24 protein-coding genes are annotated in these 25,667 nt (G+C 62.4%); 9 read left to right on the plus strand and 15 right to left on the minus strand.

What is annotated here, in order from left to right; all coding sequences use genetic code 11:
• Positions 1-198: 198 nt before the first annotated feature.
• Positions 199-804 (plus strand): PRC-barrel domain-containing protein, encoded by a 606-nt coding sequence (locus G9X64_RS23850; protein ID WP_171377459.1) that lies wholly within the window; start codon positions 199-201, stop codon positions 802-804.
• Positions 805-877: 73 nt separating this feature from the next.
• On the opposite strand, the gene G9X64_RS23855 is transcribed toward G9X64_RS23850, so the two are convergent.
• Together G9X64_RS23855 and G9X64_RS23860 are read right to left on the minus strand one after the other, a co-directional pair.
• Positions 878-2,242, minus strand: coding sequence for a putative bifunctional diguanylate cyclase/phosphodiesterase (locus G9X64_RS23855; RefSeq protein WP_168311417.1), 1,365 nt, complete (start codon positions 2,240-2,242; stop codon positions 878-880).
• Positions 2,243-2,396: 154 nt separating this feature from the next.
• Entirely contained in the window at positions 2,397-4,118 is a 1,722-nt protein-coding gene (locus G9X64_RS23860) for a response regulator (RefSeq protein WP_171377460.1), read from the minus strand.
• Between the two features lie 183 nt (positions 4,119-4,301).
• Between G9X64_RS23860 and mutL the strand changes: the two genes are divergently transcribed.
• Positions 4,302-6,104 carry a DNA mismatch repair endonuclease MutL gene (gene mutL / locus G9X64_RS23865; protein ID WP_171377461.1) on the plus strand — a complete coding sequence of 601 codons (1,803 nt, stop codon included), beginning with the start codon at positions 4,302-4,304 and terminating at the stop codon, positions 6,102-6,104.
• A 173-nt stretch (positions 6,105-6,277) separates the two neighbouring features.
• Positions 6,278-6,508, plus strand: coding sequence for a DUF2093 domain-containing protein (locus tag G9X64_RS23870; RefSeq protein ID WP_003588271.1), 231 nt, complete (start codon positions 6,278-6,280; stop codon positions 6,506-6,508).
• 235 nt (positions 6,509-6,743) lie between these two features.
• On the opposite strand, the gene G9X64_RS23875 is transcribed toward G9X64_RS23870, so the two are convergent.
• From G9X64_RS23875 to G9X64_RS23885, 3 genes are all read right to left on the minus strand, one after another.
• Positions 6,744-7,661 (minus strand): sugar ABC transporter substrate-binding protein, encoded by a 918-nt coding sequence (locus G9X64_RS23875; RefSeq protein WP_168311420.1) that lies wholly within the window; start codon positions 7,659-7,661, stop codon positions 6,744-6,746.
• A 75-nt stretch (positions 7,662-7,736) separates the two neighbouring features.
• Positions 7,737-8,501, minus strand: a complete 765-nt coding sequence (locus G9X64_RS23880; RefSeq protein WP_168311421.1) for an ATP-binding cassette domain-containing protein — start codon at positions 8,499-8,501, stop codon at positions 7,737-7,739.
• Positions 8,498-9,556, minus strand: coding sequence for an ABC transporter permease (locus G9X64_RS23885; protein ID WP_171377462.1), 1,059 nt, complete (start codon positions 9,554-9,556; stop codon positions 8,498-8,500). The genes G9X64_RS23880 and G9X64_RS23885 overlap by 4 nt, the downstream gene beginning before the upstream one ends.
• 98 nt (positions 9,557-9,654) lie before the next feature.
• Between G9X64_RS23885 and G9X64_RS23890 the strand changes: the two genes are divergently transcribed.
• Positions 9,655-10,539, plus strand: a complete 885-nt coding sequence (locus G9X64_RS23890; RefSeq protein ID WP_168311423.1) for a GntR family transcriptional regulator — start codon at positions 9,655-9,657, stop codon at positions 10,537-10,539.
• Between the two features lie 156 nt (positions 10,540-10,695).
• Here G9X64_RS23890 and lpxK read toward each other — a convergent pair whose 3' ends face one another.
• The 6 genes from lpxK to G9X64_RS23920 form a co-directional block, all read right to left on the minus strand.
• On the minus strand, positions 10,696-11,769 hold the full coding sequence (gene lpxK / locus G9X64_RS23895) for a tetraacyldisaccharide 4'-kinase (protein ID WP_168317483.1): 1,074 nt from the start codon (positions 11,767-11,769) through the stop codon (positions 10,696-10,698).
• Positions 11,770-11,951: 182 nt separating this feature from the next.
• Positions 11,952-12,674 carry an HAD family hydrolase gene (locus G9X64_RS23900; RefSeq protein ID WP_171377463.1) on the minus strand — a complete coding sequence of 241 codons (723 nt, stop codon included), beginning with the start codon at positions 12,672-12,674 and terminating at the stop codon, positions 11,952-11,954.
• A 9-nt stretch (positions 12,675-12,683) separates the two neighbouring features.
• Positions 12,684-14,003 carry a lipid IV(A) 3-deoxy-D-manno-octulosonic acid transferase gene (waaA, locus tag G9X64_RS23905; RefSeq protein WP_171377464.1) on the minus strand — a complete coding sequence of 440 codons (1,320 nt, stop codon included), beginning with the start codon at positions 14,001-14,003 and terminating at the stop codon, positions 12,684-12,686.
• Positions 14,004-14,175: 172 nt separating this feature from the next.
• Positions 14,176-14,424, minus strand: coding sequence for a DUF4170 domain-containing protein (locus G9X64_RS23910; protein ID WP_018244984.1), 249 nt, complete (start codon positions 14,422-14,424; stop codon positions 14,176-14,178).
• A gap of 61 nt (positions 14,425-14,485) precedes the next feature.
• Positions 14,486-15,295 carry a 3'(2'),5'-bisphosphate nucleotidase CysQ gene (locus G9X64_RS23915; RefSeq protein WP_168311426.1) on the minus strand — a complete coding sequence of 270 codons (810 nt, stop codon included), beginning with the start codon at positions 15,293-15,295 and terminating at the stop codon, positions 14,486-14,488.
• Between the two features lie 16 nt (positions 15,296-15,311).
• A complete protein-coding gene (locus G9X64_RS23920) occupies positions 15,312-16,658 on the minus strand; it encodes a TldD/PmbA family protein (RefSeq protein ID WP_168311427.1) in 1,347 nt (448 codons plus the stop codon).
• Positions 16,659-16,777: 119 nt separating this feature from the next.
• Here G9X64_RS23920 and G9X64_RS23925 point away from each other — a divergent pair, with 119 nt between their 5' ends.
• From G9X64_RS23925 to G9X64_RS23940, 4 genes are all read left to right on the plus strand, one after another.
• Positions 16,778-18,592, plus strand: a complete 1,815-nt coding sequence (locus G9X64_RS23925; protein ID WP_168311428.1) for a monovalent cation:proton antiporter-2 (CPA2) family protein — start codon at positions 16,778-16,780, stop codon at positions 18,590-18,592.
• 90 nt (positions 18,593-18,682) lie between these two features.
• Positions 18,683-19,090 (plus strand): hypothetical protein, encoded by a 408-nt coding sequence (locus G9X64_RS23930; RefSeq protein ID WP_171377465.1) that lies wholly within the window; start codon positions 18,683-18,685, stop codon positions 19,088-19,090.
• An 89-nt stretch (positions 19,091-19,179) separates the two neighbouring features.
• Complete coding sequence (locus G9X64_RS23935) at positions 19,180-20,553, plus strand: PepSY-associated TM helix domain-containing protein (protein ID WP_171377466.1); 1,374 nt, start codon at positions 19,180-19,182, stop codon at positions 20,551-20,553.
• Between the two features lie 13 nt (positions 20,554-20,566).
• Positions 20,567-21,031 (plus strand): copper uptake system-associated protein, encoded by a 465-nt coding sequence (locus tag G9X64_RS23940; RefSeq protein ID WP_171377467.1) that lies wholly within the window; start codon positions 20,567-20,569, stop codon positions 21,029-21,031.
• A gap of 13 nt (positions 21,032-21,044) precedes the next feature.
• Here the strand turns inward: G9X64_RS23940 and G9X64_RS23945 are convergent, their stop codons facing one another.
• From G9X64_RS23945 to G9X64_RS23955, 3 genes are read right to left on the minus strand one after another with little or no spacing between them, the layout of a single operon-like run.
• Entirely contained in the window at positions 21,045-21,926 is an 882-nt protein-coding gene (locus G9X64_RS23945; RefSeq protein WP_171377468.1) for a patatin-like phospholipase family protein, read from the minus strand.
• 12 nt (positions 21,927-21,938) lie between these two features.
• Positions 21,939-22,499 carry a 16S rRNA (guanine(966)-N(2))-methyltransferase RsmD gene (gene rsmD / locus G9X64_RS23950; protein ID WP_168311432.1) on the minus strand — a complete coding sequence of 187 codons (561 nt, stop codon included), beginning with the start codon at positions 22,497-22,499 and terminating at the stop codon, positions 21,939-21,941.
• Positions 22,480-24,354, minus strand: a complete 1,875-nt coding sequence (locus G9X64_RS23955) for a pseudouridine synthase (RefSeq protein WP_171377469.1) — start codon at positions 24,352-24,354, stop codon at positions 22,480-22,482. The genes rsmD and G9X64_RS23955 overlap by 20 nt, the downstream gene beginning before the upstream one ends.
• Before the next feature lie 90 nt (positions 24,355-24,444).
• Between G9X64_RS23955 and G9X64_RS23960 the strand changes: the two genes are divergently transcribed.
• Positions 24,445-24,882 carry a nucleoside deaminase gene (locus G9X64_RS23960; RefSeq protein ID WP_171377518.1) on the plus strand — a complete coding sequence of 146 codons (438 nt, stop codon included), beginning with the start codon at positions 24,445-24,447 and terminating at the stop codon, positions 24,880-24,882.
• A gap of 49 nt (positions 24,883-24,931) precedes the next feature.
• Here G9X64_RS23960 and G9X64_RS23965 read toward each other — a convergent pair whose 3' ends face one another.
• Positions 24,932-25,561 (minus strand): hypothetical protein, encoded by a 630-nt coding sequence (locus G9X64_RS23965; RefSeq protein WP_168311434.1) that lies wholly within the window; start codon positions 25,559-25,561, stop codon positions 24,932-24,934.
• Positions 25,562-25,667: the final 106 nt, after the last annotated feature.

Genomic DNA, 25,667 nt, shown 5'->3' on the forward strand with positions numbered 1-25,667 from the left:
CAACCGGGGCGCCTTTTCTCGTCTCACCGGCTGCCCTTTGATAAACGTTCCGTGAAAATCGAAAAATTTTCCGTGTTTTCAACCGGAACCAATCACTCCACCAGTCATTTTCCCTTCGAACTGGCGCGGTGACGAGACCTGAGAAACAGGTATTGCCGGGTCAGCGATCGCTCTAGAAAAAACGAAGGTAGGTTCGAAATGACACGCAAACTCCTGACGACCGTTGCCGCTGGCGCACTGTTTGCCACGGCTTTCGCACCGGCGGCATTCTCGCAGACGGCACCGCAGCCTGCGGACCCTGCCGCTCCGACCCAGGCGGCTCCCGCCGATCCGGCAGCACCGAAGCCGATGACGCCTGACGTCACCAAGCCCGCAGGCGATGCCGCACAGGCTCCCGCCCCGGCCCCGACGGCAGATACGGCTCAGGCCGGCTATCTGACGGAGCAGTCTCCGGATCAGGTCAGCGCCAATACCTATATCGGCCAGTCGGTCTATAACGGCAACAATGAAAGCATCGGCAGCGTCAACGACCTGATCCTCAAGAAGGACGGCGGCATGGTTGCTGCAATCGTTGGCGTCGGCGGCTTCCTCGGCATCGGTGAAAAGAACGTCGCCGTGCCGATGGAAAAGATCACCGTCGCGCAGAACACCCAGGACGGCAGCGTCAAGCTGACGACCAGCGAAACGGCTGAATCGCTGAAGGCCGCACCTGAGTTCAAGACGCTGGCAATGCAGTCGGCCGAAAAGGCTCCGGCTGCGCCCGGTACCGATACCACGGCGACCGGCTCGACCACACCTAAGTAATCCGTGCGCGGTAGTATAGCGTAGGCGATGGCGCTCCCCAGGGGGCGCCATCGTTTTATGAGGCGCCATCGCTTTATGCGCTGGCCCGCTCCGCCATGGTCGGATCGTAATAGTTTTCGTGCAGGAAGCGCAACGTGGCGATACCATCGGCCGGACGGCCGAAATGATAGCCCTGGCCCATGCCGCAGCCCAGTGTGCGCAACTTCACCGCCTCGGCATAATCCTCAATGCCTTCCGCCACGACCTCCAGTTCCAAGCCCTCGCACATGGTGAGGATCGCCTTGATGATGTGTTCGGAGGCGCGATCGGAATTGATGCGCGAAACGAAGGCGCGGTCGATCTTGATCTTGTCGAAGATGAAGTCGCGCAGGCGCCCAAGGCTCGATTGGCCGGTGCCGAAATCGTCGAGCGAGATGCGAACACCGGCGGCGCGCAGATCGGCGATGATGCGGTGAGCGGTATCGGCCGAACTCATCACCGCGGTCTCGGTGATCTCCAGCTCCAGGCGATGCGGATCGAAGCCGACGCGGCCGAGGATCGACAGGATGCTGCTGCTCGTGCCCGGATCCATCAGTTGGGCCGAGGAGAGATTGAACGAGAGGAAGAGTTCGCGCGGCCAGGAAAGTGCGGCTTCAGCGGCTTTGCGCAGCAGCGCCTCCGACAGCGCATCGATGAAGCCGCGCTCCTCGGCGAGCGGCACGAAGACGCCGGGCGAGACGAAGCCGAGATCGGGATCGTTCCAGCGGGCGAGCGCTTCGAAGCCGACGACCTGATTGTTGGATAGGGAGACGATCGGCTGGAAATGCACGTCGATCGCGTCGGAGATGATGGCGTTTCTGAGCGCCTGCTCCAGCTGCGTCGCACGCTTCATTTCCTGGGCGATCTCGCGCGAATAGACGGTGATCTGGCCGCGGCCGCGGCGCTTGGAGCGGTAGAGGGCGGTTTCGGCGCTCTTCAGCAGTTCCTCGCAATCCTCTCCGGCAAAGGGATAGATGGAGAAGCCGAGGGAAGCGGAGAGACGGACGTTGCGGTCACCGAGGTCATAAGGCGCCGAAAGCACCTCGCGGATCATCTGGCCGAATTTCTCGGCACTCGCCCGCTCGAAGATCAACGGCAATACGAAGGCGAATTCGTCGCCATCGTGGCGGGTGACCAGCGCGCCGTCAGGAATGCAGGCCCTGAGACGATGGGCGACCTGGCAGAGGATTTCATCGCCGGCTGTCGAACCGAACAGATCGTTGATCGGCTTGAAACTGTCGAGGTTGACGATGCCGATGGTGAAGGGGGCCGGATCGCTGGCGCGCTCAGCGGAGATCTGCAAGACCTTGTCCCGCATGCGATTGCGGTTGCCCAATCCCGTCAACGGATCGGTATAGGCCATCGCCTGAGGCTCATTTTGACCGACGGTCAAGAAAGCTATTTCCGCCGATTTCATCATCCAAACCCGAGCTTTCCTCCGGAGCCATGCAGAAGAATGACCGGCAGGTCTTAACAATTCGATAGTAAATCAGCGGCATAGCCACCTGAACCTCCCCAAAATATAGGGAATTGACGGGTATTTTGGCGCCTGCGCACTTTTTGCGCGACATGCTTCAGATTCTGGCCCGCATGGCCTCATTCATTAGGTATTTCTGAAATATAGTCTCAAGCATATCAGGGCTGACGGGTTTCATCATGACGTCGTCCATGCCTGATTTGACGCATTCGGCGCGGTCACGCTCGAAGGCCTGGGTGAGCACGCCGATGATCGGGGTGTGGGTGCCACCGCCGGTTTCCTCCATCTGCCGGATGAGGCGCGCGGCCTCGAAGCCGTTGAAGCCCGGCAGGGAAATATCCATCAGCACGATCTGCGGCCGGTGCTCGGCCCAGAGGCGCACCGCCTCGTCGCCGGTCGCCGCTAGCATGTGTCGATAACCGAGGCCTTCGAGGATCTGCGAAAAGACGATCTGATTGATGTCATTGTCTTCGGCGACGAGAACCTGCAGGCCGACCGGATCGTCGGAAATGCTGATTTCCCAATCCGCATTCGAACCGGCGGCGCTGCGGCTGTTGCGATTGAAATGGCGGGCGATCTGGAAGGTGAGTTCATTGGCGATCTGGAAACCGTCCATGACGAGCGCCGGAATGCCGTATTGCTCGGCAAGTTCGAGGCAGCGCATGCCCATCTGGTTGTCGATGATCAGAAGATCGAGCGAGATGCCGGAGGAGGTGGCGATTTCCAGGAACCGCTCCTCTTCATCCTCGCCGCGGACCGAGCAGGATTCGAAGCCGTATTTCGTCAGCGTCCGCAGCGCGGCGGTCTCGGCGGCGAGGTCGGCCGTGACGACGAGGACCTTGCGGCCAGAGAAATTCTCCGGAACGATCGCTTCCATCGCCGCCGGTTCGCGCCGCGCAATGCCGCTTGGTACCGGCACATAGGCCCGGCGATAGCTTTGATTGCTGGAGGCGGTGATCGCGGACGCTTGGCCGAACTCGTCGAGATCGGCGCCGTCGCGCGGCAGGTCCTGCATGGTCGACACCAGGAAATAGCGGCCAGGCTTGCCGATGCGGTGCTTGCGGCTGACGATATCGCGCTCGATGCCGTCGCGGGAGATCTGCCGCTGACGGGAGACGGACATCTCGCCGGTGTCAAGCACATGGCGGTCGCTTTCTTCGAAGCGCCTGGCGATCTCTTCTGAAAAAAGATCGCCGCTCTTGCGCCCGAGCACCTCGTCGGCGCTTGTCTGATATTTCTCGCAGAAGGCGAGGTTGACCGCGACATAGGTGAGGTTGCGATCCTTGACGAACAGCGGGAACGGCAGATTGTCGAGAATGTCCTCGGTGAGCTGCACCCGCTCCAGATCGGAGCGCCATTGCTCTTCGCGCTTCTTGTTCTCGGAAATATCGGAGATGATGGTGACGCCGTAACCGCCCGGCAGCCTGCGCTTGACGAAGCGCACCCAGCTATCGGCACCGTGGCGTTCGACGGCGTCGAAGCGCTCGCGCCAATGCGAGGCGATTTTCTGCGACAGCCAGTCTTCGCGGCTGAGCGAGCCACCCTGCCTGACGTCATACTGCTGGCGAATGCCGGTGTCGTACATCGCGCCGAGGAAATCGCGCAGCCGCGTGCCCGGCTTCAGCATCTCGGCGGACAGCGGAAAGAAATCGAGAGTCTGGCGGCTTGCAAAGATCAGATGATCGTTCTTGTCGTAGATGATGAAAGCTGCGGAAAGGCTGTCGCACACCACATCGAAAAGCGCCGTCTGCAGATCGGCCTCGGCGGGAGACCCATCGATTTCTGATGATGTGTCCGCCTTTTCGAAGCCGGCACTCATGCTATTGCGTCCCACATCTGTTCGATTTCACAGCTTCCGGAGGTATGTGATTAGAAATGCCATTTTTATGTTAAAACCGGCTTAACATTACCTATTCCCAAATGTGGGGGAGGACCGGATCACGTTTCGGGAAAGCCCGTCGAAACCCCTTCCCTCCGGCCCGCGAATCCCCGAAAATAGCCCATGGCCATCAGACAGCTTTCCGAAACGCTCATCAACCAGATCGCCGCCGGCGAAGTCATCGAACGGCCGGCGAGCGCTGCCAAGGAACTGATCGAAAACGCGCTCGACGCGGGCGCGACGCGCATCGAAATCGCCACATCAGGCGGCGGCAAGGCGCTGCTGCGCGTCAGCGACAACGGCTCGGGCATGAATGCTGCCGATCTGGAACTGGCGGTCAGGCGCCACTGCACCTCGAAGATCTCGGAGACGCTCGAGGATATCCGCACGCTGGGCTTCCGCGGTGAGGCACTGCCCTCGATCGGCTCGGTCGCGAGGCTCAGCATCGCAAGCCGCAGGCGCGACAGTGCCGGCGGCCACGAGATTGCCGTTGCCGGCGGCAAGATCGCGCATCTGCGCCCGGCCGCCGCCAATCCCGGGACGATCGTCGAAGTGCGCGACCTGTTCTTCGCCACACCGGCCCGGCTCAAATTCCTGAAGACGGAAAAAGCCGAGGCCGGCGCCATCACCGAGATCGTCAAGCGCATGGCGATCGCCTTTCCCGCCGTGCGCTTCGTACTGTCGGGCTCGGACCGCACGACGCTGGAATTTCCGGCGACCGGCGACGACCATCTGGCCCGCATGGCGCAGGTGCTCGGCAAGGAGTTCCGCGACAACGCCATTGCACTCGACGCCGTGCGCGAAGAGATCTCGCTTGCCGGTTTTGCCGGCGTGCCGACCTTCAATCGCGGTAACTCCGCCCATCAATATGCCTTCGTCAACGGCCGGCCGGTGCAGGACAAGCTGATCCTCTCGGCGATCCGCGGCGCCTATGCCGAGACGATCCCATCCGGGCGCCATCCGGTGGCGGTGCTGTCGATCACGCTCGATCCCGCTCTCGTCGACGTCAACGTGCATCCGGCAAAATCCGACGTGCGGTTCCGCGACCCGGGCCTGGTGCGCGGCCTGATCGTCGGCGCCATCCGCGAGGCCTTGGCGCGCGACGGCAGCCGGGCGGCAACAACCGGGGCGAGCGACATGCTGCGCTCCTTCCGCCCGGGCTTCCAGCCGTACGCTCAGCGGCCGCAAACGGCATGGTCGGCCGAGACCTCGCCCTCCCGGCCCTATCAGCCGACAACGGGTTTCGGCGAGCGGCCACAGGCGTCCTTCGACGGACTTTCGATGCCGACGGCGCGGGCCGAGCCGCAGTTTTCGCAGAAGCCGGCAGCCCCCGAACCGACCGCACGGTATCCGCTCGGCGCGGCGCGGGCGCAGATCCACGCAAACTACATCGTCGCCCAGACCGAGGACGGGCTCGTCATCGTCGATCAGCATGCCGCGCATGAGCGGCTGGTCTTCGAGGCGATGCGCAAGGCGCTACATTCGAAGCGGCTCGCCTCGCAGGTGCTGCTCATCCCCGAGATCATCGATATTCCGGAAGAGGATTGCGACCGGCTGATGCAGCATGCCGCCGAGCTTTCCGAACTCGGCCTTTCGATCGAGCGTTTCGGCCCCGGGGCAATCGCCGTGCGCGAGACGCCGGCGATGCTCGGCGAGGTCGATGCGCATGGGCTGATCCGCCAGCTTGCCGACGAGATCGCCGAATGGGACACGGCGTCCGGCCTGTCGGCCAAGCTCGAATATGTGGCCGCGACCATGGCCTGCCACGGATCGGTGCGCTCCGGACGGCGGCTGCGGCCGGAGGAAATGAACGCGCTGCTGCGGGAAATGGAAGTGACGCCCGGCTCCGGCCAGTGCAATCACGGCCGGCCGACCTACATCGAATTGAAGCTCAGCGATATCGAACGGCTTTTCGGCAGAAGCTAAAAAAGCTGGAAAAGCAGCCCTTTCGAGAGTATGGCAGACTAAAGCGTGTCACGAATCTTTCAGATTCGCTTGGACCACGCTTTAGGTCTTTGGTGTTCCGCATGTCGTGATCGCAAACCGCGGCACACTTTTGCGCGACATGCTTTAGTGACAGACTGCAGGGAACGGAGCGCATGAATTTGTTCGAAGGCCATGGAAACCGCGAAGCGAAGATCCGGTATCTCGATGGCGATTTCCAGATTCTCTCGCCCGGCTCCTATGTCGTCTGCGCGATGACGGGAAAACAGATCCCGCTCGACGAGTTGCGCTACTGGAGCGTCGCCCGGCAGGAGCCCTATGCCGACGTGATCTCGGCGATCGAAGCCGACAAACGCGCCGGCGTGCTGCCGAACCAGCGGCGCTAGATATTGCGATCCGCGCCGGAGGTTCTGGCTGAGATGGTTCCCCGGTCTGCAGCCCCGGAGTTGCTGCAGGAAGAATATCCATTCGGTCACCCGACGACTTGAAATACCAGAGGCTCATCCACGACAACTTCGCATCGACTGGACGGCGTGGCTCCGGGCCAAAGGGCTCGACGATACCCCGACAGCGGGGTGAGGTTTGCCTCCGCCGCCTATGCGGTCGGCGGAGGGCGACCGTTCACTTGAATTTCGCCATATTCTCAGGCGTCACAAGCGCAGCGCCGGAGTCGATCAAAGATTCAACCTTCTCTCCGCGAATCGATTTTACCAGCGCATCCACACCGAGTTCAGCCATCTTGGTGGGGAACTGTGCCACCGACGCATCCTCGACCCCACTCTTCAGCGCTTCCTCTTCGCCGCAGCAGAAGTCGAAACCAACCAGCACAATCTTGTCATTGGCAATGCCAGCATTCTTGATGGCGCGCGCTGCGCCAGCAGCGGGCGGGCCGCAAGCGGCATAAATGGCCTTGAGGTCCGGGTTCTTCGTCAGCAGATCCTCGGCGACACTAATCCCGAGCTCCTCTGTGCAGTTTGTTGCGCCTTTCCCGACGATCTCGACATCAAGCCCCTTCAACCCTTCAAGCATGCCCTTCACGCGGTCATCAAGCGCCGGCACGCCGGGCACACCCTCGAGAATCCCGAGCGTGTCGCCGGCTTTAAGAACAGTTTTGAGATATTCGCCGGCGATTTTGCCGGCGGCGAAATTATTGGTCGTGGCAAGCGCCGTCCTGCCGTTCCAATCCGGAATATTGTTATCCATCAGCACGACCTTGATACCGGCCGCCACGGCCTTGTCCAGGGCAGTGGACACGGTGGGATCGACAGGCGTCAGGGCGATGCCCTGCACGCCTCGTGTCACCATCGACTCGATCTGGGCAATCTGCCCCTCGATGTCGGTTGCCGACGTACCCTGCCCGTAGATGATCTCGACGCCGGGATTTCTCTTTGCATAATCCTTCGCAGCGTTCTCCATTGTTGCGAAGAACGGTACCGGGAATTTGGTTATAAAGCCGAGCTTCACCGGCTCCTGCGCGAGGGACGGGACTACAGCGACGGCCAGGAGCGCAAGAGCTCCCAGCAGGGATTGCGGTTTCATGTTTACCTCCCATGTTCGACCGCCCTCCTCTAGAGCGACCTCGTTGTCCGCTGCCCAACGAAGCAGCGATCTCCCTTAGGCCTCGGCGCCGACAATCATCGCGACAATGTCCTGCTTGTTGGCTTCCGTCGGCTTCACTTCACCCACCTTGCGACCCTGCCGCAGCACAACCGCCCGATCGGCGATTTCGACGACATGTTCCATATTGTGCGTGATGATGATCACGGCATTGCCGTCGGCTTTGAGCTGGTTGATAAGGTCAAGAACCTGGCGAGACTCGCGAAGACCGAGGGCGGCCGTTGGTTCGTCAAGGATCACCAGCTTGCGCGCAAAAACAATGGCGCGCGCCACCGCGATCGCCTGTCGCTGTCCCCCAGACATCAGCGCGACCGGCGCGTCGAATCTCGGTAGCTTAACCTTCAGGCGATCGATGACACTCGCCGCCTCCCGTTTCATCACGCCCGTGTTGAGGAAGCGGAGCGGACGCGGCAGCCAGGAGGGGAAAGAGATTTCTCGTCCGCAATAGAAATTCTGTACGGGGGTCAGGTTGTCGAAAAGCGCCAGATCCTGATAGACGGTTTCAATACCGGCGCGGCGAGCCGCCGCCGTTGAATGGAGTGATACGGGCGCACCATCCACGAGGATGTCTCCTTCGTCGAGACGATGAAGCCCGCTGATGCATTTGACGAGCGTCGACTTGCCGGCGCCGTTGTCACCCAAGAGAGCGGTTACCTCACCTGCATAGGCATCAAAGCTTACATTTTTCAGGGCATGGATGGCGCCAAAGCGCTTCTGCGCGTTTCGAACCGAAAGTGCTGGAGTGGTGGATGCCGGGTTCATTGTACTCTCGCCGATTGAAGCACGCGTGCGCGCGCCTCGAGATGGTTACGAAGCACGTCAGCCTCTACGGCGATGACGATGACGAGCCCAATCGCGATCATTTGAAAGAACACGTCGACGCCGAGAAGGTTAAGGGCGTTGCGGATGACGCCGATCAGCACGGCGCCGATCAGGGCGTGGCCGAGATGGCCTCGTCCGCCAAGGAAACTAGCGCCACCGATAATCACCGCGGCAATCGTGTCCAGTTCCAAAAGATTGCCGTAGATTGGCGAGGCGGCGGCGGTCCGTCCCGCGAGCAGCACCGCGCCGACACCTGCACAAAAGCCGCAAATAATATAGGTTGCGAGCAGAACACCCTTTACCGGTATACCCATGCTTCTGGCGGCATTCGGCGCGCCGCCGACCGCATAGATCCATCGGCCACAGACCATCGACTTCGTCAGGATCAGAAAAAGAAACCCGAGCATCGCAACGACAAAGAAGGAATTGGGCACACCAAGCGTCGTACCGCCACCGATCGCAGTCACTGCATCGGGCATCCCGCGCATGGTGGTGTGGCCGGGCGCCAATGCAAGTGCCAGGCCGCGGCAGATACTCAAGCTCGCAAGTGTAATGATAAAGGGGTGCGGCAGCCGACCATAGACAAAGACCACGCCGTTGACTGCACCGACAGCCGCACCCGCCAGCAGCATGGCCACGATGACGACGATCGAGGAATCAACCTGCTGGTAGGCGAGCCCGCCAATGACTGTGGCGAGCGCAAGATTCGAGCCGACAGACAGATCGATCCCGCGCGTCAGGATAACGAGCTGCTGCCCCATTGCCACAACGGCAATCACTGCCGTCTGCGCAAGGATGTTCCCGAGGTTCATGGGCTTTAGAAAAGCCGGCGTGATCAAACTGACGACGGCGATGAGCATAATGAGGATCAATAGCGGGCCCAGGCTCAATAGCCTCAGCCCCAATGTGACGCCAGATTGTCTCGGATGGAAGGTTGCATCCTGCGAACCACCAGGCCGCGACGAATTCTGAGGCAGAATCCCGGAGTCTTCCAAATTCCCCTAGCCTCCCTCGTTTTTTATACATAAGAAACATATGATACACGTGCGTCAACTTGTTTTTTATGGATATTTAACCGTACTTGGAGTTGAATATGAGAACAGATACGACCTTCAAACGGGCATTCAACGATATGATCGATATCATTCGGACGCTCGATCTCGGGGAGGAATTGCCGTCCGAAAACGCCCTGCGCGCCCAACTCGGCGTGAGCAGAACGACGGTGCGCAAGGTGCTGGCGGGGATGTCCGCCCGTGGGATCATCATATCTGAAGCGCACAGGCGGATCATAGGCGATCAGCCGCGGCAGATAGAGCGCTATCCGAAGGAAGAGACCTTGGCAATTTCGGAACAGGTCGAGACGAGCTTCATGGAATGGATGCTGCGCGGCGATGCCTGTCCGGGCACGGAAATCAATGAGGCGGAATTAGCTCGGAAATTCGGCGTCGCGACAACGATCGTCCGTGAGTTTCTCAATCGATTTCAGAAATATGGGCTGATCGAGAAGCGTCAGAATGCCGGCTGGGTTTTTAAAGGGTTCACAGCCAGTTTCGCACTCGAACTGTTCGAGATCAGAGAGATGTTCGAAATGCGCTCCGCACGGCTGTTCGCTGCCCTGCCCGACGGCTCGCCCGTCTGGAGGCAGATCCAATCTATGCGGGCGGCACATTTGGAACTGCTCGCGGATATCGACGCCCGGTTTCAGGATTTCTCGGAGCTGGATAGCCGCTTCCACCGGCTGATTACGGCAGTCGCGCCAAACCGCTTTATCGAAAGCTTCCAAGACGTGATAACCATGGTCTTCCACTATCACTATCAGTGGAACAAGCGTGATGAACGCGCGCGGAACGAGGTCGCCATCAGGGAACATCTCGCGTTGATCGAAGCCCTGGAAAGCCGCAATATCGCTTCGATCGATCACGCTTGTCGATTACATCTGACTTCCGCCCGCGAGACTTTGCTTCGCTCGATCGTGTGATCGCGTTGCCTGCACAGATGCGCGCGGGACGAGACGTTTTGCAGCAGCCCGCTAAAGCCGCGTCGCGATCTTTCAGATTCGCTTGTCGCGCTTTAGGTCTTTGTTTTTACGCATGTCGTTGTCGCAAAACCGCAGCACACTTTTGCGCGACATGCTTTAGAGCGGTTCAGCCTTTCCCGGAATTGCTTTACCCCCGGCCTTCATCTCCCGCAAGCGCCGCTCGCGGCAGGCGGCGATCGCCCGGTCGATGATAAGGCTGGGGGCGAGGTGATCCTCAAAGACCATGTCGACCTCGATCACCCGGCTCTTTTCGACGAGCCGCGCCGCCTTGCCGTGATGGCCGGAAAGGCGGACGAAATCCTTGGAGGTGGTGACAATCAGGAGACCTTGATGCTCGGCGGTCGTCAGGATGTCGTCGATCTCCTCCTCGGTCAGGTGCTCATGATCGCCGAAGCTCTTGGCAACGACGATCTCGGCGCCGCGCGATTCAACCGTGCGGAAGAATTTGGCGGGATCGGCAATGCCTGCAAAGGCGAGCACCTTGGTGCCGGCCAGCGTATTGTCACCGCGGACTTTCAGCGATGCGGTGAAATAGGGCTTTGCCGCGCGCGCCGCCATGCGGACGATCCTGTCGGCGGCATTGCCGCCACCGACCTTCAGCAAAGCGGTCGCAGAACGCAGCTGCTGGCGGATCGGCGCGCGGACTGGGCCACCCGGAACGATATGGCCGTTACCGAGGCCGCGCGTCGCGTCAATAACGAGCAGGGCATAGTCGATCGCCAGCCGGGCACTCTGGAAACCGTCATCCATGATGATGAGATCGGCGCCCTCCGCCACCAGCCGCGCAGCCCCTTCGACGCGCCGGCGGGAAATCACCGTCAGCGCTTCCTGGGCAAGCAGCAAGGGCTCGTCGCCGACGGCAATCGCCCGGTGATGATCGGGGTCGACCACGGTGGTCACATCGAGCGAACCGCCGTAACCTCTGCTGAGAAAGCCGGGCTTCAGTCCCTTCGCCTTGGCGGCGCGGGCGATCGTTAGCGCCGTCGGCGTCTTGCCGGCACCGCCGACGGTGAAATTGCCGACGCAGATAACCGGAATGGGAACGGAGGCGCGGCGCGCATGGGCCATGCGGTGGCCGGCGATGCGGCCATAGAGAAAAGAAAGCGGCAGCAGCACCCAGGCACGCCAATCGGCTTTCCTCCACCAGAACGGTGGCGCTTCAGATATCATCTTGCCGTCCCGCTCCCCTGTCCGGCTTGTTCTCACGCAATCCCTTGGGAAAGTCGCTGCGCGCTTTTCCCGGCCAAACCGCTGTGCACTTTTGCTGGAATTGCTTTAGCCACAGCCAGTCCCCTGCTTTTCGACCGTCGGATTGAGAAGCCAAAACCTGAAAAAATGCAAGCCCTTACCCGTCAGGCGGGCTGCAGGTCCGGCAGCAGCGTCTCGATGGCGGTGATATCGTCGAGCACGTGGTCGGCCGCGGCGGCAAGCGTCTCCCGCGAACCGGTGCCGGTCAGCACCGCGATCCTCAGGCCGGTGCCGGCATTCAGACCCATGTGCAGATCGTGATTGTTGTCGCCGACCATGGCGACCTCGGCCGGGAAAAGACCGGTCGCGGCGCAGAAGCCGAGCACCATGCCCGGCTCCGGCTTGACACCGAAACCGCTGTCATAGCCGGCGATGTAATCGATATAGCGGGCAAAACCGAAACGTTCCGCCGTCTGGCGGATCGACCGCTCATTGTCGCTGGAGGCGACACCGAGCTTGAAGCCGCGCCGATGCAGCCGGGCGAAGAAGCCGGCGAGGTCGGTCACCGGCACGGAAAATTCGGCGGCGTTGGAAAAGAGATCGTCGAGGCGGACCGTCAGTTCGCCGACATCGACCATCGAGCCCGCGGCAACCAGACCCTCGGCGATCTGGCGGGTATTGCCGGCGGCAAGCAGGCTGTCGGGAACGATATGGCCGGTCACCGGATCCATGCCGCAGGCCGAAAGCAGCCGGTCGGCGAGAAGCGGATCGCCTTTGGCGGCGATACGGGCCAGCTCACGGTTGACCGGCAGCCAGCTCTCGTCATAGTCGAGCAGCGTGCCGTCCTTGTCGAAGAGAATGCCTTTGATAGGGGACGCTGCCGACATCTTCGCTCCTCAGACTTGGGCGACGGCCTTGGGCAGCAGCCGCGCCTTCACCGTCAGCGGGTTGATATAGGGTTCCAGCCCCTTCACCGTCGCCGTCAGCGCACCGCGCATCTCGTGCACGGCGGTGATGCCGGCCTCGATCATGTTGCGGCGGGCGTCGTCGTTGATCAGCAGATAATGCACGCCCTTGGCCAGCATTTCAGTATCGCGCACCATGCGGGCGCTGCCGCTGCGGGCAAGCTTCTGGTAGGCATCCCGGAAATTCTGCACATGGCCGCCGGAGAGAATGGCGCAGCCGAGCATGGCAGGCTCCAGCGGGTTCTGGCCGCCTTCGGCAAAGAGCGAGCGGCCGACGAAGGCGATTTCCGTCAGGCGCAGATAGAGGCCCATTTCGCCGATCGTATCGCCGAGGAAGATATCGACATCGGCGGACAAGACATCGTCGCGGGTGCGGCGGGCGACTTTCAGCCCCTGCTTGACGAGCGCCGCCTCGATCTCGTCGCTGCGCTCGGGATGGCGCGGCACGATGATGGTCAATTGATGGTCGCGCTCCCTGAGCGCCCGGTGAACGATGGCGGCGGCATTCTCCTCGCCGTCGAAAGTCGAGATCGCCGCCCAGGTCTTGCGCTCGCCGATCTGCTTCTTGTAGCGGGCAAGCACAGCGCTGTCATAAGGCGGCGCGTCAGTATCGACCTTCAGATTGCCGGAGGTGATGACGGGGACGGCGCCAAGATCGCGGAAACGTTCGGCATCGACATCCGACTGGGCGATGACGAGGGCAAGATTCTCGAACAAGGCTTCGGCAATCGCCGGGCGGCGGCGCCAGCGGGCAAAGGAGCGGTCCGACATGCGGGCATTGATCAGGATCTGCGGAATGCGGCGGCGGCCGAGCTCCAGCACCGTTGCCGGCCAGATCTCGGATTCGGCGATGATGGCGCAATCGGGCTGCCAATAATCGAGGAAGCGGCTGACGGAGGGCTTCAGGTCGAGCGGCACATATTGATGGATCGCTTCCTGGCCGAGGCGCTCGGCGGCGAGCTTGGCCGACGTGATGGTGCCGGTCGTCAGGATGACATGGATGTCGCGGCGGCGGATTTCGCGGATCAGCGGGATAACGGCGTTGGTTTCACCGACGCTTGCGGCATGGAACCAGACGAGCGGCCCCTGCGGCCGGTTGGCGCTCGGATAACCGAAGCGTTCCAGGCGGCGGCCCCGGTCTTCCTTGCCCTTGGCCGTGCGGTAGGTGATATAGAGGCCGACGACAGGAGAGGCCACGGTTCCCGCCAGACGGTATGCGTTCAGACCGAACCGCGCCATCCGGGAACTCATCGCGCCAGCCTCCGATCAAAACCGATCGACATCAAACCCATTCCCTAATTATCGTTGCGGCCGCAATGGCCGATTAATTTGTTCAGAATGCGTCAAACAATCCGGATCGACGGCGCGCGCCATGCACCAAAGCCCGCTCGACGAGCGGTCGGCCGGCGGCACTTGGCTCGGGTCAGTTGCCCCTGGCCTTTTCCTGCGGATCGAGCAAACGATGCATGTGGACGATGAAGTAGCGCATATGCGCATTGTCGACCGTCTGCTGCGCCTTCGCCTTCCAGGCCGTCAGCGCCGTGGCATAATCCGGGAAAATGCCGACAATATCGAGACCCTGCAGGTCACGGAACTGGACATCATCGAGGCTTTCCAGTTCGCCGCCAAAAACGAGATGCAAAAGTTGCTTCTTGTCACCGGATTCAGTCATTTTTTGTTCTCTTTCTGCCTATTCTCCTCCGCCACCCATCTGCGGGATTTTGACGGAAACGTCAACTGCCTCGTCGCCCCGCAAATGCCGCGAGGAATTCACTGATGCGGGGCGTTGGACCCGCGCAGAGGACCTTGTGGGTGACTTCGGCGCTGTTGTAGACGACCGGCCGGCCTTCGAGATCGACGAGACCGCCGCCGGCGCAGGCGAGGATCAGATCGGCGGCGGCAAGGTCCCAATCATGGGAATTGCCCTTGACGAAGGTGCCTTCGAGACGACCGTCCGCCACCATGGCGATGCGATAGGCGAGCGAGGGGATGTATTTCTCGCGCGTCACCCGCTCCTGGAATTCCGGCGGAAAGGTCTTCAGCAGGTCGTCGCCGATCGCAAGGCGGCTCATCTCTTCGGGTCCGGCCGCCGAGACGGTGAAGGGGACGCCGTTCTTCAGCGCCACGCCGCCCTCGACCGCCTCATAGAGCTCCTCGAGCGCCGGGGCATAGAGCACGCCGGCGACCGGCCGGCCGCGATGAACCACCGCGACGCTGACGCACCAGACCTTCTGCCCGCCGAGGAAGGCGCGCGTGCCGTCGATCGGATCGATGATGAACAGCGTCTCGCGGGAGAGACGGTCGGCATCGTCGTCGGTTTCTTCCGACAGCCAGCCATAATCCGGCCGGGCCTTGCGCAGGATGGTCTCGAGCGTCTTGTTTGCGGCGAAATCGGCAGCGCTGACAGGAGAACGGTCCTCGTTCTTCCACCAGACCTCGGGAGACTGGTTGAAGAAGCCGAAAGCGACGGCGCCCGCCTCTTTCGCAGCATCGGCGATCAGCGCGAGATCGCTCTGCCACCGGGCCTTTTCCCTATCGCTCATCCCGTCAATCCGTTTCTTACTGCCCTGCGAGCGTCATGCCTTCGATGGCGAAAGTGGGGGCCGCGACGCCGAACTTGCGATCGATGTCGTTTGCCGGCGTCAGGCGCATGAACATCTCCTTGAGGTTCGAGGCTATCGTCACCTCGGAAACGGGGAAGGTGAGTTCGCCGTTCTCGATCCAGAAGCCGGTGGCGCCGCGGCTGTACTCGCCGGTGATCATGTTGACGCCGTGGCCGATCAATTCGGTGACATAAAACCCGTTGCCGACGCTGCGGATCAAATCCTCCGGCGAGATATCGCCGGGTTCCAAGGCAAGGTTGGTGGAGGAAGGCGAGACGGCGGTGCCGCCGCGCACGCCGCGGCCATTGGTCTCCAGACCCAACTCGCGCGCGGTCGAGGTCGAGAGGAACCAGTGCTTCAGGACACCGTCCTCGATCATCACCAGCCGCTCGCCGGACACGCCCTCGCCATCGAAGGGCCGAGAGGAAGGGCCGCGCACGATCAGCGGATCATCGGTGATCGAAAGGCCTGACTTCAGCACCTGTTGGCCCATCTTGTCACGCAGGAAGCTGGACTTGCGGGCGACGGCAGCACCATTGATCGCACCGGCGATATGGCCGACGAAGCCGCGGGCGACACGCGGGTCGAAGATGACGGTGACGTCCTTGCCGGTCGGCACCTGGCGCGGATTGACGCGCTTGATCACCCGTTCGCCGGCGCGCCGGCCGATTTCAGAGGGATCGTCGAGCTCGGCATAATAGAGGCGGCTGTCGAAATCATAATCGCGCTCCATGCCGGTGCCTTCACCGGCGATGACGCTGACGGAATGACCGAAACGCGAGGCCATGTAACTGCCCTCAAAACCGTGCGAGGTGACAAGCACAAGACCGCCCATGCCGGCGGAAGCGCCGGCGCCGGAGGAATTGGTGACACCCTTGACCGCAAGCGCGGCGGCCTCAGCTACAAGAGCCGCCTCACGCAGCATTTCGGAGGAGACCTCGGTGGTATCGAGCAATTGCAGGTCGGGATAGGATCTCGAAAGGCTCGCCTCATCCGCCAAGCAGGCGAAGGGGTCTTCCGGAGAAACCTTGGCCATGGCGACGGCGCGTTCGGCCAGCGCCTGAAGATCGAAGCCCGGATTGGCCGAAACGCTGGCGACACGCTTGCCGATGAAGACACGCAGCGAAAAATCGTCGCTTTCGGAGGATTCAGTGCCCTCGACCTTGCCGAGGCGGACGCTCACCGATTGCGACCGCGACCGGACGACGACGGCGTCGGCGGCATCGGCCCCTGCCTTCCTTGCCAGATCGATCAATTGACTTGCGCGGGAAAGAAGTGTCGAGGAATCAATTTCAGAGGACATGATTTGGCCTTTCCTTCGGCTTCCATTTATTGTGCACTCTCCCAAGCATCAAGGCCGCCGCCGCCGATTCTTTATCGGGGCTGCCTGCGTGCTCCCTGCCGTCGAAAGAAATTGTCAGCATGTCAGCGTCCAATGCCTTTTTTTCCGAAACGATCCTGCTGCTTGGCGGGGCGGTGGTCGCCGCTCCGATCTTCAAGAAACTCGGGCTCGGCACGGTGCTCGGCTATCTCGCCGCCGGCATCGTCATCGGCCCGGTCTTTCACGGCATCACCGATGGCGAACAGATCCTCGCCGTCGCCGAACTCGGCGTCGTCTTCCTGCTCTTCATCATCGGACTGGAGCTGAAACCCTCCCGCCTCTGGCAGATGCGGCGCGACATTTTCGGCCTTGGCACGGCGCAGGTGGTGCTGACGGGCCTGGCGCTGACCGCGCTTGCCTGGTTTTCTGAGGTTCTCGACTGGCGCGGCAGCATCGTTGCCGGATTTGGCCTGGCGCTGTCGTCGACCGCCTTCGCCATGCAGATCCTCGAGGGCGACGGCGACGTCAACACCAGATACGGGCAGCGCTCCTTTTCGATGCTGCTGTTCCAGGACCTGGCGATCGTGCCGCTGCTGGCGCTGATCACCATCCTCGACGGCGGCGACAAGGGCAGCAACGCGCCGCTGTTGGATTTCGCCATTGCCCTCGGCGCGGTTGCGGCGATGATCGTCATGGGGCGCTACCTGCTGACGCCGCTTTTCCAGATCATCGCCCGGACCGGCGCGCGCGAGGCAATGATCGCGGCTGCCCTCTTCGTCGTCATGGGATCGGCGAGCCTGATGCAGCTGGCCGGGCTTTCGATGGCGATGGGCGCCTTCCTATCCGGCGTGATGCTTGCGGAATCCTCCTACCGGCACGAGCTGGAGGCGGATATCGAACCCTTCCGCGGCGTGCTGCTCGCTATCTTCTTCATCGCCGTCGGCCTGTCGCTGCAGCTCGACGTTCTCTTTGACAATGCGCTCTTCGTCATTGTCGCCGTGCCGATCGTCATGGCCGTCAAGGCGATCGTCATCTACGGGATCTGCCGGATTTCCGGCTCCCCGCACGACGATGCGATCCGCATCGCCTTCCTGCTGCCGCAAGGCGGCGAATTCGGCTTCGTGCTGTTCACCACGGCGGGGGCGACCGGGCTGATGTCGACGAGCACGGCCTCGCTGCTGGTCGCCATCGTCACGCTGTCCATGGCGCTGACGCCGATCGGGTCGGCCCTTTCGAAGCGGCTGCTGCGCGGCGACGAGCAGGAGGAGCTGGACGAGGATTTCGAGGGAGCCGGCGCCGACGTGCTAATGGTCGGCTTTTCGCGTTTCGGCCAGATCGCCGCCCAGATCCTGCTTGCCGGCGGGCGCAGCGTCACCGTCATCGATTTTTCGGCCGACCGCATCCGCCAGGCCTCCTCCTTCGGCTTCCGCATCTATTTCGGCGACGGCGCCCGCAAGGACGTGCTGCGCTCGGCCGGCATCGACCGGGCGAAGATCGTGCTCGTCTGCACGCAGAAGAAGGAAATCACCGACAAGGTGGTGGAGCTGGTGCAGGCCGACTATCCGCACACCCGGCTCTACGTGCGCTCCTACGACCGCATCCATTCGATCGAACTGCGCAACAAAGGCGTCGACTACGAGCTGCGCGAAACGCTGGAATCGGGCCTGCTCTTCGGACGGCGAACGCTGGAGGCGCTCGGCGTTTCCGAGGTCGACGCCTACGAAATCGGCGAGGATATCCGCAAGCGCGACGAGGCACGCCTGGTGCTGCAGGTGTCCGAAGGGCTGCAGGCCGGGCGCGACATGCTGTTTTCCCACCCTGTCCGCCCCGAACCGCTGGTCAAGCCGAAGCGCGCCGCCGATCCTTTCGAGGACGATCCGCTGGCCGGAACCGCGGATGCAACGGCGGATGCCTGAGCGCCCCGACCTGCTTGTGAAATTGCCGCATTGAATATGAGGGGAGCGGCGTTTATCAAACGTCCGATCGGAGCGATCCAAGAGGAAATCTTGATCAGACGGACGAGACAGATCGAACAATGGGCGCTGCGCATCCTGTGCGCGGTCGCACTGGTGTTCGTCGGCTTCGCCCATCAGCTGCCCGCCGCAGCGGCTGGCGAATTTGATCCGGCTGAACTTAGCCAATATGTGCTTCCGGACGGGACGCTGTCGACGCTTTGCGTCACCACGGCGGACAAATCCGGTCAGGACCAGCACGACAAGGCGCATTTGCACGGTTGCGAGGCCTGCCGGATCAGTACCTCCATCCTCCCGCCGGCGCCGGTGGACATCGCCGGTGCTGTCATACCCTTTGCGGCTGCAGTTGAACTGCCGATCCGGACCGAGGCCTTCCATCGCCAGCTTTTCCCGCCCAATGGCGGTCCTCGGGCTCCTCCTTCCGATCCGATCCCTGCCTGAACTTCGCGTTGCGGCAGGCGCCGTGCCGCGCCTTTCAACGCCGGCCGACCTGCATGCGTGCCGTCGGTCGTGGACACGGATCCATTTTCATGTCGACCATTACTGCTGCCGAACCGGCAGAGGACGTCGCAAACGGCGTGTCCCTCTACCGTGCCATCTGGCGCTGGCATTTCTTTGCCGGGCTTCTCGTCATACCCTTCCTGCTCAATCTGGCCGTTACCGGATCGCTCTATCTCTTCAAGGACGAGATCAACAGCACCTTCTTCGGCTACCGCTACAGTGTCCAGCCGACTGGCGAAACGCTGTCGGCGGAGCGGATCGCAGCGATCGCCGCCTCCGCCGTGCCGGGCTCAACCGTCACATCCTACAAAGACCCGGTCCTGCCCGAGCGATCGGCCATCGTCACCCTCTCCAGCGATGCCGGCTCGATGCTGGTCTTCGTCGCCCCCTATGACGGCAAGGTGCTCGATGTGGTCGGATCGACCGACGAGTTCAATTATGTCGTCAAGCGCATCCACAGCCTCGCCTATTTCGGCACCCTGACGAACCGGCTGATCGAAATTGCCGGCGGCTTTGCCATGGTGCTCGTGGTCACCGGCATCTATCTCTGGTGGCCGCGACGCCAGACGGGCGGCGTCGTCAGCGTGCGGGGAACGCCCGGTCGCCGCGTTTTCTGGCGCGACCTGCATGCGGTGACCGGTGCCTTCGCCGGTGTCCTGATCTTCTTCCTTGCGATGTCAGGCATGCCATGGTCGGGCTATTGGGGGGCGAACGCCAATGCCTGGCTAACCGAACACGGCCTCGGCTATCCGGTGCAGCTCTGGGACGACGTGCCGAAGTCGCGGAAAGTCACCGAGGATATCCTTCCGAACAGCGGCTGGATCGTCGAGAAGGCACCCGTTCCGCTTTCCGATATCGCCGCAGCGCAATCAGCCAGGCCAATCGGCCTCGACAAAGCCGTGGAGATCGCCAAACGGCTGGGCATGGCGCCGGGCTTCGACATGGCGATCCCCTCCGATCAGACGGGCGTCTATACCGCCTCGCTCTTTCCCGACGATCTTGCCGACGAACGCACGCTCCATATCGACCAGTATTCCGGCAAACCACTGATCGATATCGGCTTCGATCAATATCCGTTCCTCGGCAAAGCGATCGAGTGGGGCATCAATGTCCACCAGGGACAGGAATGGGGGCGTTTCAACCAGTTGCTGATGCTCGCAACATGCCTCGCCATTGTGCTCAGCTGCGTGACCGCCGTCGTCATGTGGTGGAAACGGCGCCCGATCGGCCGCCTCGGCGTGCCACCCATGCCGCCAAAACCTTCGATCTATTACGGCCTGTGGGTGATTGTCGGGATCTTCGCGGTCACCTTCCCGATGAGCGGGCTCGCAATTCTCGCCATGATCGCCTTCGACCAGATCGTCGTGCGGTTCGTACCGTTGCTGAAACGCGTTCTCGCTTGAGGGAGGCCATCAGATGAAGAAAATCATCGCTATTGTCGGCGGCGTGCTGCTTGCATCCATGGCATCTGCGGATGACGATCCGCAACAGGCGATCCCGGCAAGGCTGAAGGTGATGTTCGAAAGGCCTGACAAGCCGCTCGATATCGCGCCGGTCGTCGTTCAGGCCGATTGGGCGATCGTCGGTTGGCGGCAGGACGGACGCGGCGGACGGGCCTTAATAAAGAAGACGCATCATGGCTGGAGCATCTATCTCTGCAGCGGCGACAGTCTGAAGGATACCGGGACGCTGGAGACGATCGGGCTCTCCGCACATGACGCCGCCGGGCTGGCTGCGAAACTGAAGGCTGCCGAGGCCGGCCTCGATTCTTCCTCGCTTGCGCTCTTCTCAAGCTTCGAGGGCACGGTGACTATGATGAACGAGGCTTCGAACGGCGCGGGTCATGCCGGCCATGAGGACCATGAGGACCATGCCCAATGAAGCAAAGAAACCGCTAGCGCTTCAGCCGCGCTTCGATTTCCCGGTCAAGGGCGAATTTCAGGTCGTCCTTGACGCCGACGGACATGGCGAGGACTTCGCGGGCCTTGAGGAAATCCATGACGCCGGTGCGGCCGACCGTCGGGCGCAGGAAGATATGCGGCGGGCGAAGCTTCAGCTTCAGCGAGATCGCCGTCTGCATCATCAGTTGGCCGGAACCGAAGATGCTCTCCATGCGGTTCGGAATATGGGTACCGTCACCTTCCGGCGCGCCGACGACATCGATGCCGACGACGATGTCGGCAAGATCCATCAGGCATTCATAGGGCACCGGATTGCTGATGCCGCCGTCGATCATCACGCGGTCGCGCAAACGCACCGGCATGAAGACGGCGGGGATGGCGGAAGAGGCTGCGAGTGCGGGAAACAGTTCGCCCTGCTCGATGATGACTTCGCACTGCCCGTAATAATCCGTGGTGATCACCTTCATCTGGACCAGCAGATCCTCGAAGCGGGCCGGCAGCTCGGAGGGCAGGAAGGCCTTCAGGATCCGCTCCAGATTGAACTGGCCGATGCGGATACCCTTAGCCACGGCGTCGCGCACCGTCGCCGGTCTCAGGCCCCAGATGCGGGCGACAACCGCCGTCTTGTTGCCGACGGTCGTCAGCGCATGTTCGCGGATTTCGGCGCCGGACATGCCGGCAGCCATGCCGGCGCCCATGATCGCGCCCATCGACGAGCCCGACACCGCCACCGGGCGGATGCCGAGTTCATCCAGCGTCTCGATTATATGGATATGGGAAAGCCCGCGCGCGCCGCCGCCGCCGAAAGCGACCGCAACCGTTGGCAGATCGCTGATCGCAGGCAATTTCGGGCTGATGATCTCTGCCTGCTGCACGCCCGCCCCCGCTTATTGCGGCTGATATCGGAAAAAATGCACCCTCGTATCGCCAAAGATGCGGCTTTCGAGGAAAACATAGGAAGGATGGACGGAAACGACAATATCGGCGCGTTCTTCAAGCACGGCGATTGCGCCAGGCTGCAGCCAGCCGCCCTCGGCCGCCGCTGCCATCGCCTTTTCGCCGAGACCCTTGCCATAGGGCGGGTCGGCAAAGAGCACGTCGAAGGGTTCGAGATTGCCGACGCTGCCGAGATCAGTCGCATCCCGGCGCAGGATGCGCGTGCGGCCATGCAGGCCGAGCGCATCGATGTTCTCCCAGAGCAGCGCCCTGCCCTCGACGCTGTTTTCGACGAAGAGCGCATGGCGACAGCCGCGTGAAACCGCTTCGAGGCCGACGGCGCCGGTTCCGGCAAAGAGGTCGAGAATCCGGGTGCCATCGACGCATTCCGGATAGGCATGGCTCAATATATTGAACAGGCTCTCGCGCGTCCGGTCGGCAGTCGGCCGGATCTCGTTGGATTTTGGCACGGCGAGAGGCCGTCCGCGAAACTCACCGCCGACGATCCGCACCGCGCGTCATTCCTTTTCCTTTAGCGCCACCTCTGGACGGCCCGCTCGCAGGCCTGTCGCCGCCCGGCCCATCACCGCCCGGTTTGGCACCGCCCGACTTGGCACCTTTCGGCTTGCCGGAAAAACTCTTGGCCCCACTAGGCTTGGCCCCACCGGGCTTGGCCCCAAAGCCCTTGCCGCGCGGCCTGTCACCCGAAGGCCTTTCACCCGAAGGCTTGTCGCCGAACGATCTTTCGCCGCGCGGACGCTCGGAGCGGCCCTCACCGGCAAAGCTTCTGGCTGCCCGCGGACGTTCATCACCGTCCTCGCGCGGCCTGCGATCGCCGCGCGGCTTGTCGCCGAAGGGGCGATCCCCACGCGGGGGACGATCACCGAAAGGCCGGTCGCCGAAGGGCCGATCCCCACGCGAGGGACGATCGTCGAACGGCCGGTCGCCGCGCGCCGGGCGGTTGCCAGAACCGCGGTCTTCCCGGGCGGGGCGATCGCCAAAGCCGCGCTTGCGGCCGAAGCCTTCTCCCTCATCCTTGCGACGGGGCTCTTCGCTCGAGCGGATCCACTCGCCATCCTCTTCGCGGACGCGGTTCACCTGGGTGCGCGGGCGATCCTCGATGCGATCATTCTTTGACGGCGCCTGCTCGCCGCGCCGGCGCGCAGTCTGCGCATTCTTGGCGGCTTTCGCCGCGGCTTTTTCGCCGAGCGGCCGGGCGCCCGGCGCCATCCAGACATTGGCGCTGCGGCGCTGGCCGAGCGGCTGGGGGCGCTTCGGCTTCTCGTCGTCCCTGCGTCCGCCGTCGCGGCGATCGTCCTCTTTGCGCGCGCCACCGTGGCGGTCGTCGCGCTTGGTGTCGAGGCGGCTCAGCGCCCGCTCGCGCTTGTCCTCGTCGCGGCGCGGACGCTCGCGCCTTTCAGGTGCTGCGGGCTCTGCCTCTTCCTCGGCAGCGGCCGCCGCCGCATTGTAGATCGGCGCGTCGAAATTCGCCTTGGCTTCCTCGATGAGGCGCGGGCCGAGCTGGTCGCGCAGTGTGCGGCCGCGCACTTCGACGACATGGCCTTCCGGCAGGTCGCCGAGCTGGAACGGGCCATAGGAAATGCGGATCAGGCGATTGACGTCGAGGCCGAGCGCCCCGAGTACGTTCTTGATTTCGCGGTTCTTGCCTTCGCGAAGACCCATGGTGATCCAGACGTTCGAGCCCTGCGTGCGGTCAAGCGTCGCCTCGATCGAGCCGTAGAGCACGCCGTCGACGGCGATGCCGTCCTTCAGCTTGTCGAGCGCGTCCTGATCAATCTCGCCATGGGCGCGGACGCGATAGCGCCGCAGCCAGCCGGTCGCCGGCAGCTCGAGCGCGCGGGCGAGACCGCCGTCATTGGTCAAGAGCAGCAGGCCTTCGGTGTTGATGTCGAGGCGGCCGATCGACATGACGCGCGGCAATTCTTCCGGCAGGTTGTCGAACACGGTCGAGCGGCCTTCCGGATCGGCATTGGTGGTCACCAGGCCCGCAGGCTTATGATAAAGCCACAGTCTGGTGCGCTCGATGCCGCGGATCGGCACGCCGTCGACCTCGATGCGGTCGGCGAGCGTGACATTGACGACGGGGGTCTCGAGAACCCTGCCGTTCAGCGTCACACGGCCGTCCATGATCATGCGTTCGATGTCACGGCGAGAGGCGACGCCGGCACGCGCCATCACCTTGGAAATGCGTTCGGCCTTGGCCTCGCCATCGGTCTCGGCGGCGACCGCGCGGGCGGCCGCAGGCTTTGCCGGCTTCTCGCCGTCCGCCTTCGGGCCGGCTTTCGACCTGATATCCCGCGAAAGGGGCTTTGCGCCCGGGCGTTTTGGCTTGTCTTTGGGTGTCATTTGTTGTTTGCCTGCCTTTTGGGCCTGTCTATCAGGTCACGCATCTGCGGTTAAGTGGAAATTCTTGCGATCGTGAAGACAAATCGTTTCATGGAGATGGCGCTCGAAGAAGCGCGTGCCGCCGGAGAACGCGGCGAGGTGCCAATCGGCGCCGTGGTCGTTGTCGACGATATTGCCGTCTCACGCTCCGGAAACCGCACGCGGGAGCTCAAAGACGTGACTGCGCATGCCGAAATCGCCGCGATCCGGCTCGCCTGCGAAGCGATCGGACAGGAACGTCTTGTCGGCGCCGATCTCTACGTGACGCTGGAGCCTTGCACCATGTGCGCGGCAGCCATCTCGTTTGCGCGTATCCGCAGGCTCTATTACGGCGCCGAGGACCCGAAGGGCGGCGCCGTCGACAATGGCGTGCGGTTCTATGGGCAGCCGACCTGCCACCACGCCCCGGAGGTCTATTCCGGCTTCAACGAGGTCCAATCGGCCGATCTGCTGCGAAGGTTCTTTTCGCAAAGGAGAGAGGCGCCGTAATTCGCAGCGCCGGTGCACGGCGCCGTCATCCTTGTCGGCGGCGATAAAGCTATTGCAGGAAGTTCCACCACTGCTTGCCGGTGTTGGCGACCGCTGCTTCCTTCTTGCGCTTCTTCTGCTTCTTGAGCTCGGGCTCGCCGACATCATCGAGCTTTGCCGGATCGTCGACGGTGCGGTAGCCGGTCGGCGGATCCGATATATAGCGGCGCTGGTCGACATAGGAGCCCTTCTGCAGGGCACGGGCTTCACGATAAGCCTTGGTCTGGGCTTCCGTCGTGCGCCGGCCGCCTTCGATCGCAGAGCTGGCGAGCGGCGAGCGGTAATTCGGATTGTCCGAATTCGCGTCGGCCTCCGAAACGAGACGAGCACGCGTCTCCTCCGGCGATTCAAGCCATTGCGGATTGTCCTTGTTGGCAACCGTCTGCTGCGGCGCAACGAGGGTCTCCTTCTGCGCCTGAGCCGGCAGCACCAGCGTCGGACGCGGCGTGTACTTGACGCCCTTGTTCTTCGGGTCCGGGCCGGTCAACGACACGGATTGGCCGAGATCGTCGGTCAACTGTTCCATGGCGGTCTTGTCGGTGCCGTAGGTCGGGCTACTGGCGCAACCGGACACCAGGGAACATCCCGCCACTACAACAGACAGGCAGGCGCCCATACGGAACCAATGCGTCGCTAACATGAAAACCCTTCCAGCCCTGCCGGTGCAATCGTCGCCCAACCGGACAACCGTCCCCCTGACGCAAAAATCCGGCCATTTTCAGGCAGCTTTTACCGGATGAACCGCG

The organism is Rhizobium sophorae (assembly GCF_013087515.1).
Lineage (GTDB): Bacteria > Pseudomonadota > Alphaproteobacteria > Rhizobiales > Rhizobiaceae > Rhizobium > Rhizobium sophorae.

Bases quoted from the DNA above. Each gene is read 5' to 3' on its own strand.
- G9X64_RS23855 (WP_168311417.1), bottom strand. From the start codon at position 2,242: ATGATGAAATCGGCGGAAATAGCTTTCTTGACCGTCGGTCAAAATGAG.
- G9X64_RS23935 (WP_171377466.1), top strand. From the start codon at position 19,180: ATGTCGACCATTACTGCTGCCGAACCGGCAGAGGACGTCGCAAACGGC.
- G9X64_RS23910 (WP_018244984.1), bottom strand. From the start codon at position 14,424: ATGACTGAATCCGGTGACAAGAAGCAACTTTTGCATCTCGTTTTTGGC.
- G9X64_RS23875 (WP_168311420.1), bottom strand. From the start codon at position 7,661: ATGAAACCGCAATCCCTGCTGGGAGCTCTTGCGCTCCTGGCCGTCGCT.
- mutL (WP_171377461.1), top strand. From the start codon at position 4,302: ATGGCCATCAGACAGCTTTCCGAAACGCTCATCAACCAGATCGCCGCC.
- G9X64_RS23890 (WP_168311423.1), top strand. From the start codon at position 9,655: ATGAGAACAGATACGACCTTCAAACGGGCATTCAACGATATGATCGAT.
- G9X64_RS23925 (WP_168311428.1), top strand. From the start codon at position 16,778: ATGTCAGCGTCCAATGCCTTTTTTTCCGAAACGATCCTGCTGCTTGGC.
- G9X64_RS23965 (WP_168311434.1), bottom strand. From the start codon at position 25,561: ATGTTAGCGACGCATTGGTTCCGTATGGGCGCCTGCCTGTCTGTTGTA.
- G9X64_RS23860 (WP_171377460.1), bottom strand. From the start codon at position 4,118: ATGAGTGCCGGCTTCGAAAAGGCGGACACATCATCAGAAATCGATGGG.
- G9X64_RS23960 (WP_171377518.1), top strand. From the start codon at position 24,445: ATGGAGATGGCGCTCGAAGAAGCGCGTGCCGCCGGAGAACGCGGCGAG.
- G9X64_RS23900 (WP_171377463.1), bottom strand. From the start codon at position 12,674: ATGTCGGCAGCGTCCCCTATCAAAGGCATTCTCTTCGACAAGGACGGC.
- lpxK (WP_168317483.1), bottom strand. From the start codon at position 11,769: ATGATATCTGAAGCGCCACCGTTCTGGTGGAGGAAAGCCGATTGGCGT.
- G9X64_RS23955 (WP_171377469.1), bottom strand. From the start codon at position 24,354: ATGACACCCAAAGACAAGCCAAAACGCCCGGGCGCAAAGCCCCTTTCG.
- G9X64_RS23940 (WP_171377467.1), top strand. From the start codon at position 20,567: ATGAAGAAAATCATCGCTATTGTCGGCGGCGTGCTGCTTGCATCCATG.
- G9X64_RS23915 (WP_168311426.1), bottom strand. From the start codon at position 15,295: ATGAGCGATAGGGAAAAGGCCCGGTGGCAGAGCGATCTCGCGCTGATC.
- G9X64_RS23920 (WP_168311427.1), bottom strand. From the start codon at position 16,658: ATGTCCTCTGAAATTGATTCCTCGACACTTCTTTCCCGCGCAAGTCAA.
- G9X64_RS23880 (WP_168311421.1), bottom strand. From the start codon at position 8,501: ATGAACCCGGCATCCACCACTCCAGCACTTTCGGTTCGAAACGCGCAG.
- waaA (WP_171377464.1), bottom strand. From the start codon at position 14,003: ATGAGTTCCCGGATGGCGCGGTTCGGTCTGAACGCATACCGTCTGGCG.
- G9X64_RS23870 (WP_003588271.1), top strand. From the start codon at position 6,278: ATGAATTTGTTCGAAGGCCATGGAAACCGCGAAGCGAAGATCCGGTAT.
- G9X64_RS23850 (WP_171377459.1), top strand. From the start codon at position 199: ATGACACGCAAACTCCTGACGACCGTTGCCGCTGGCGCACTGTTTGCC.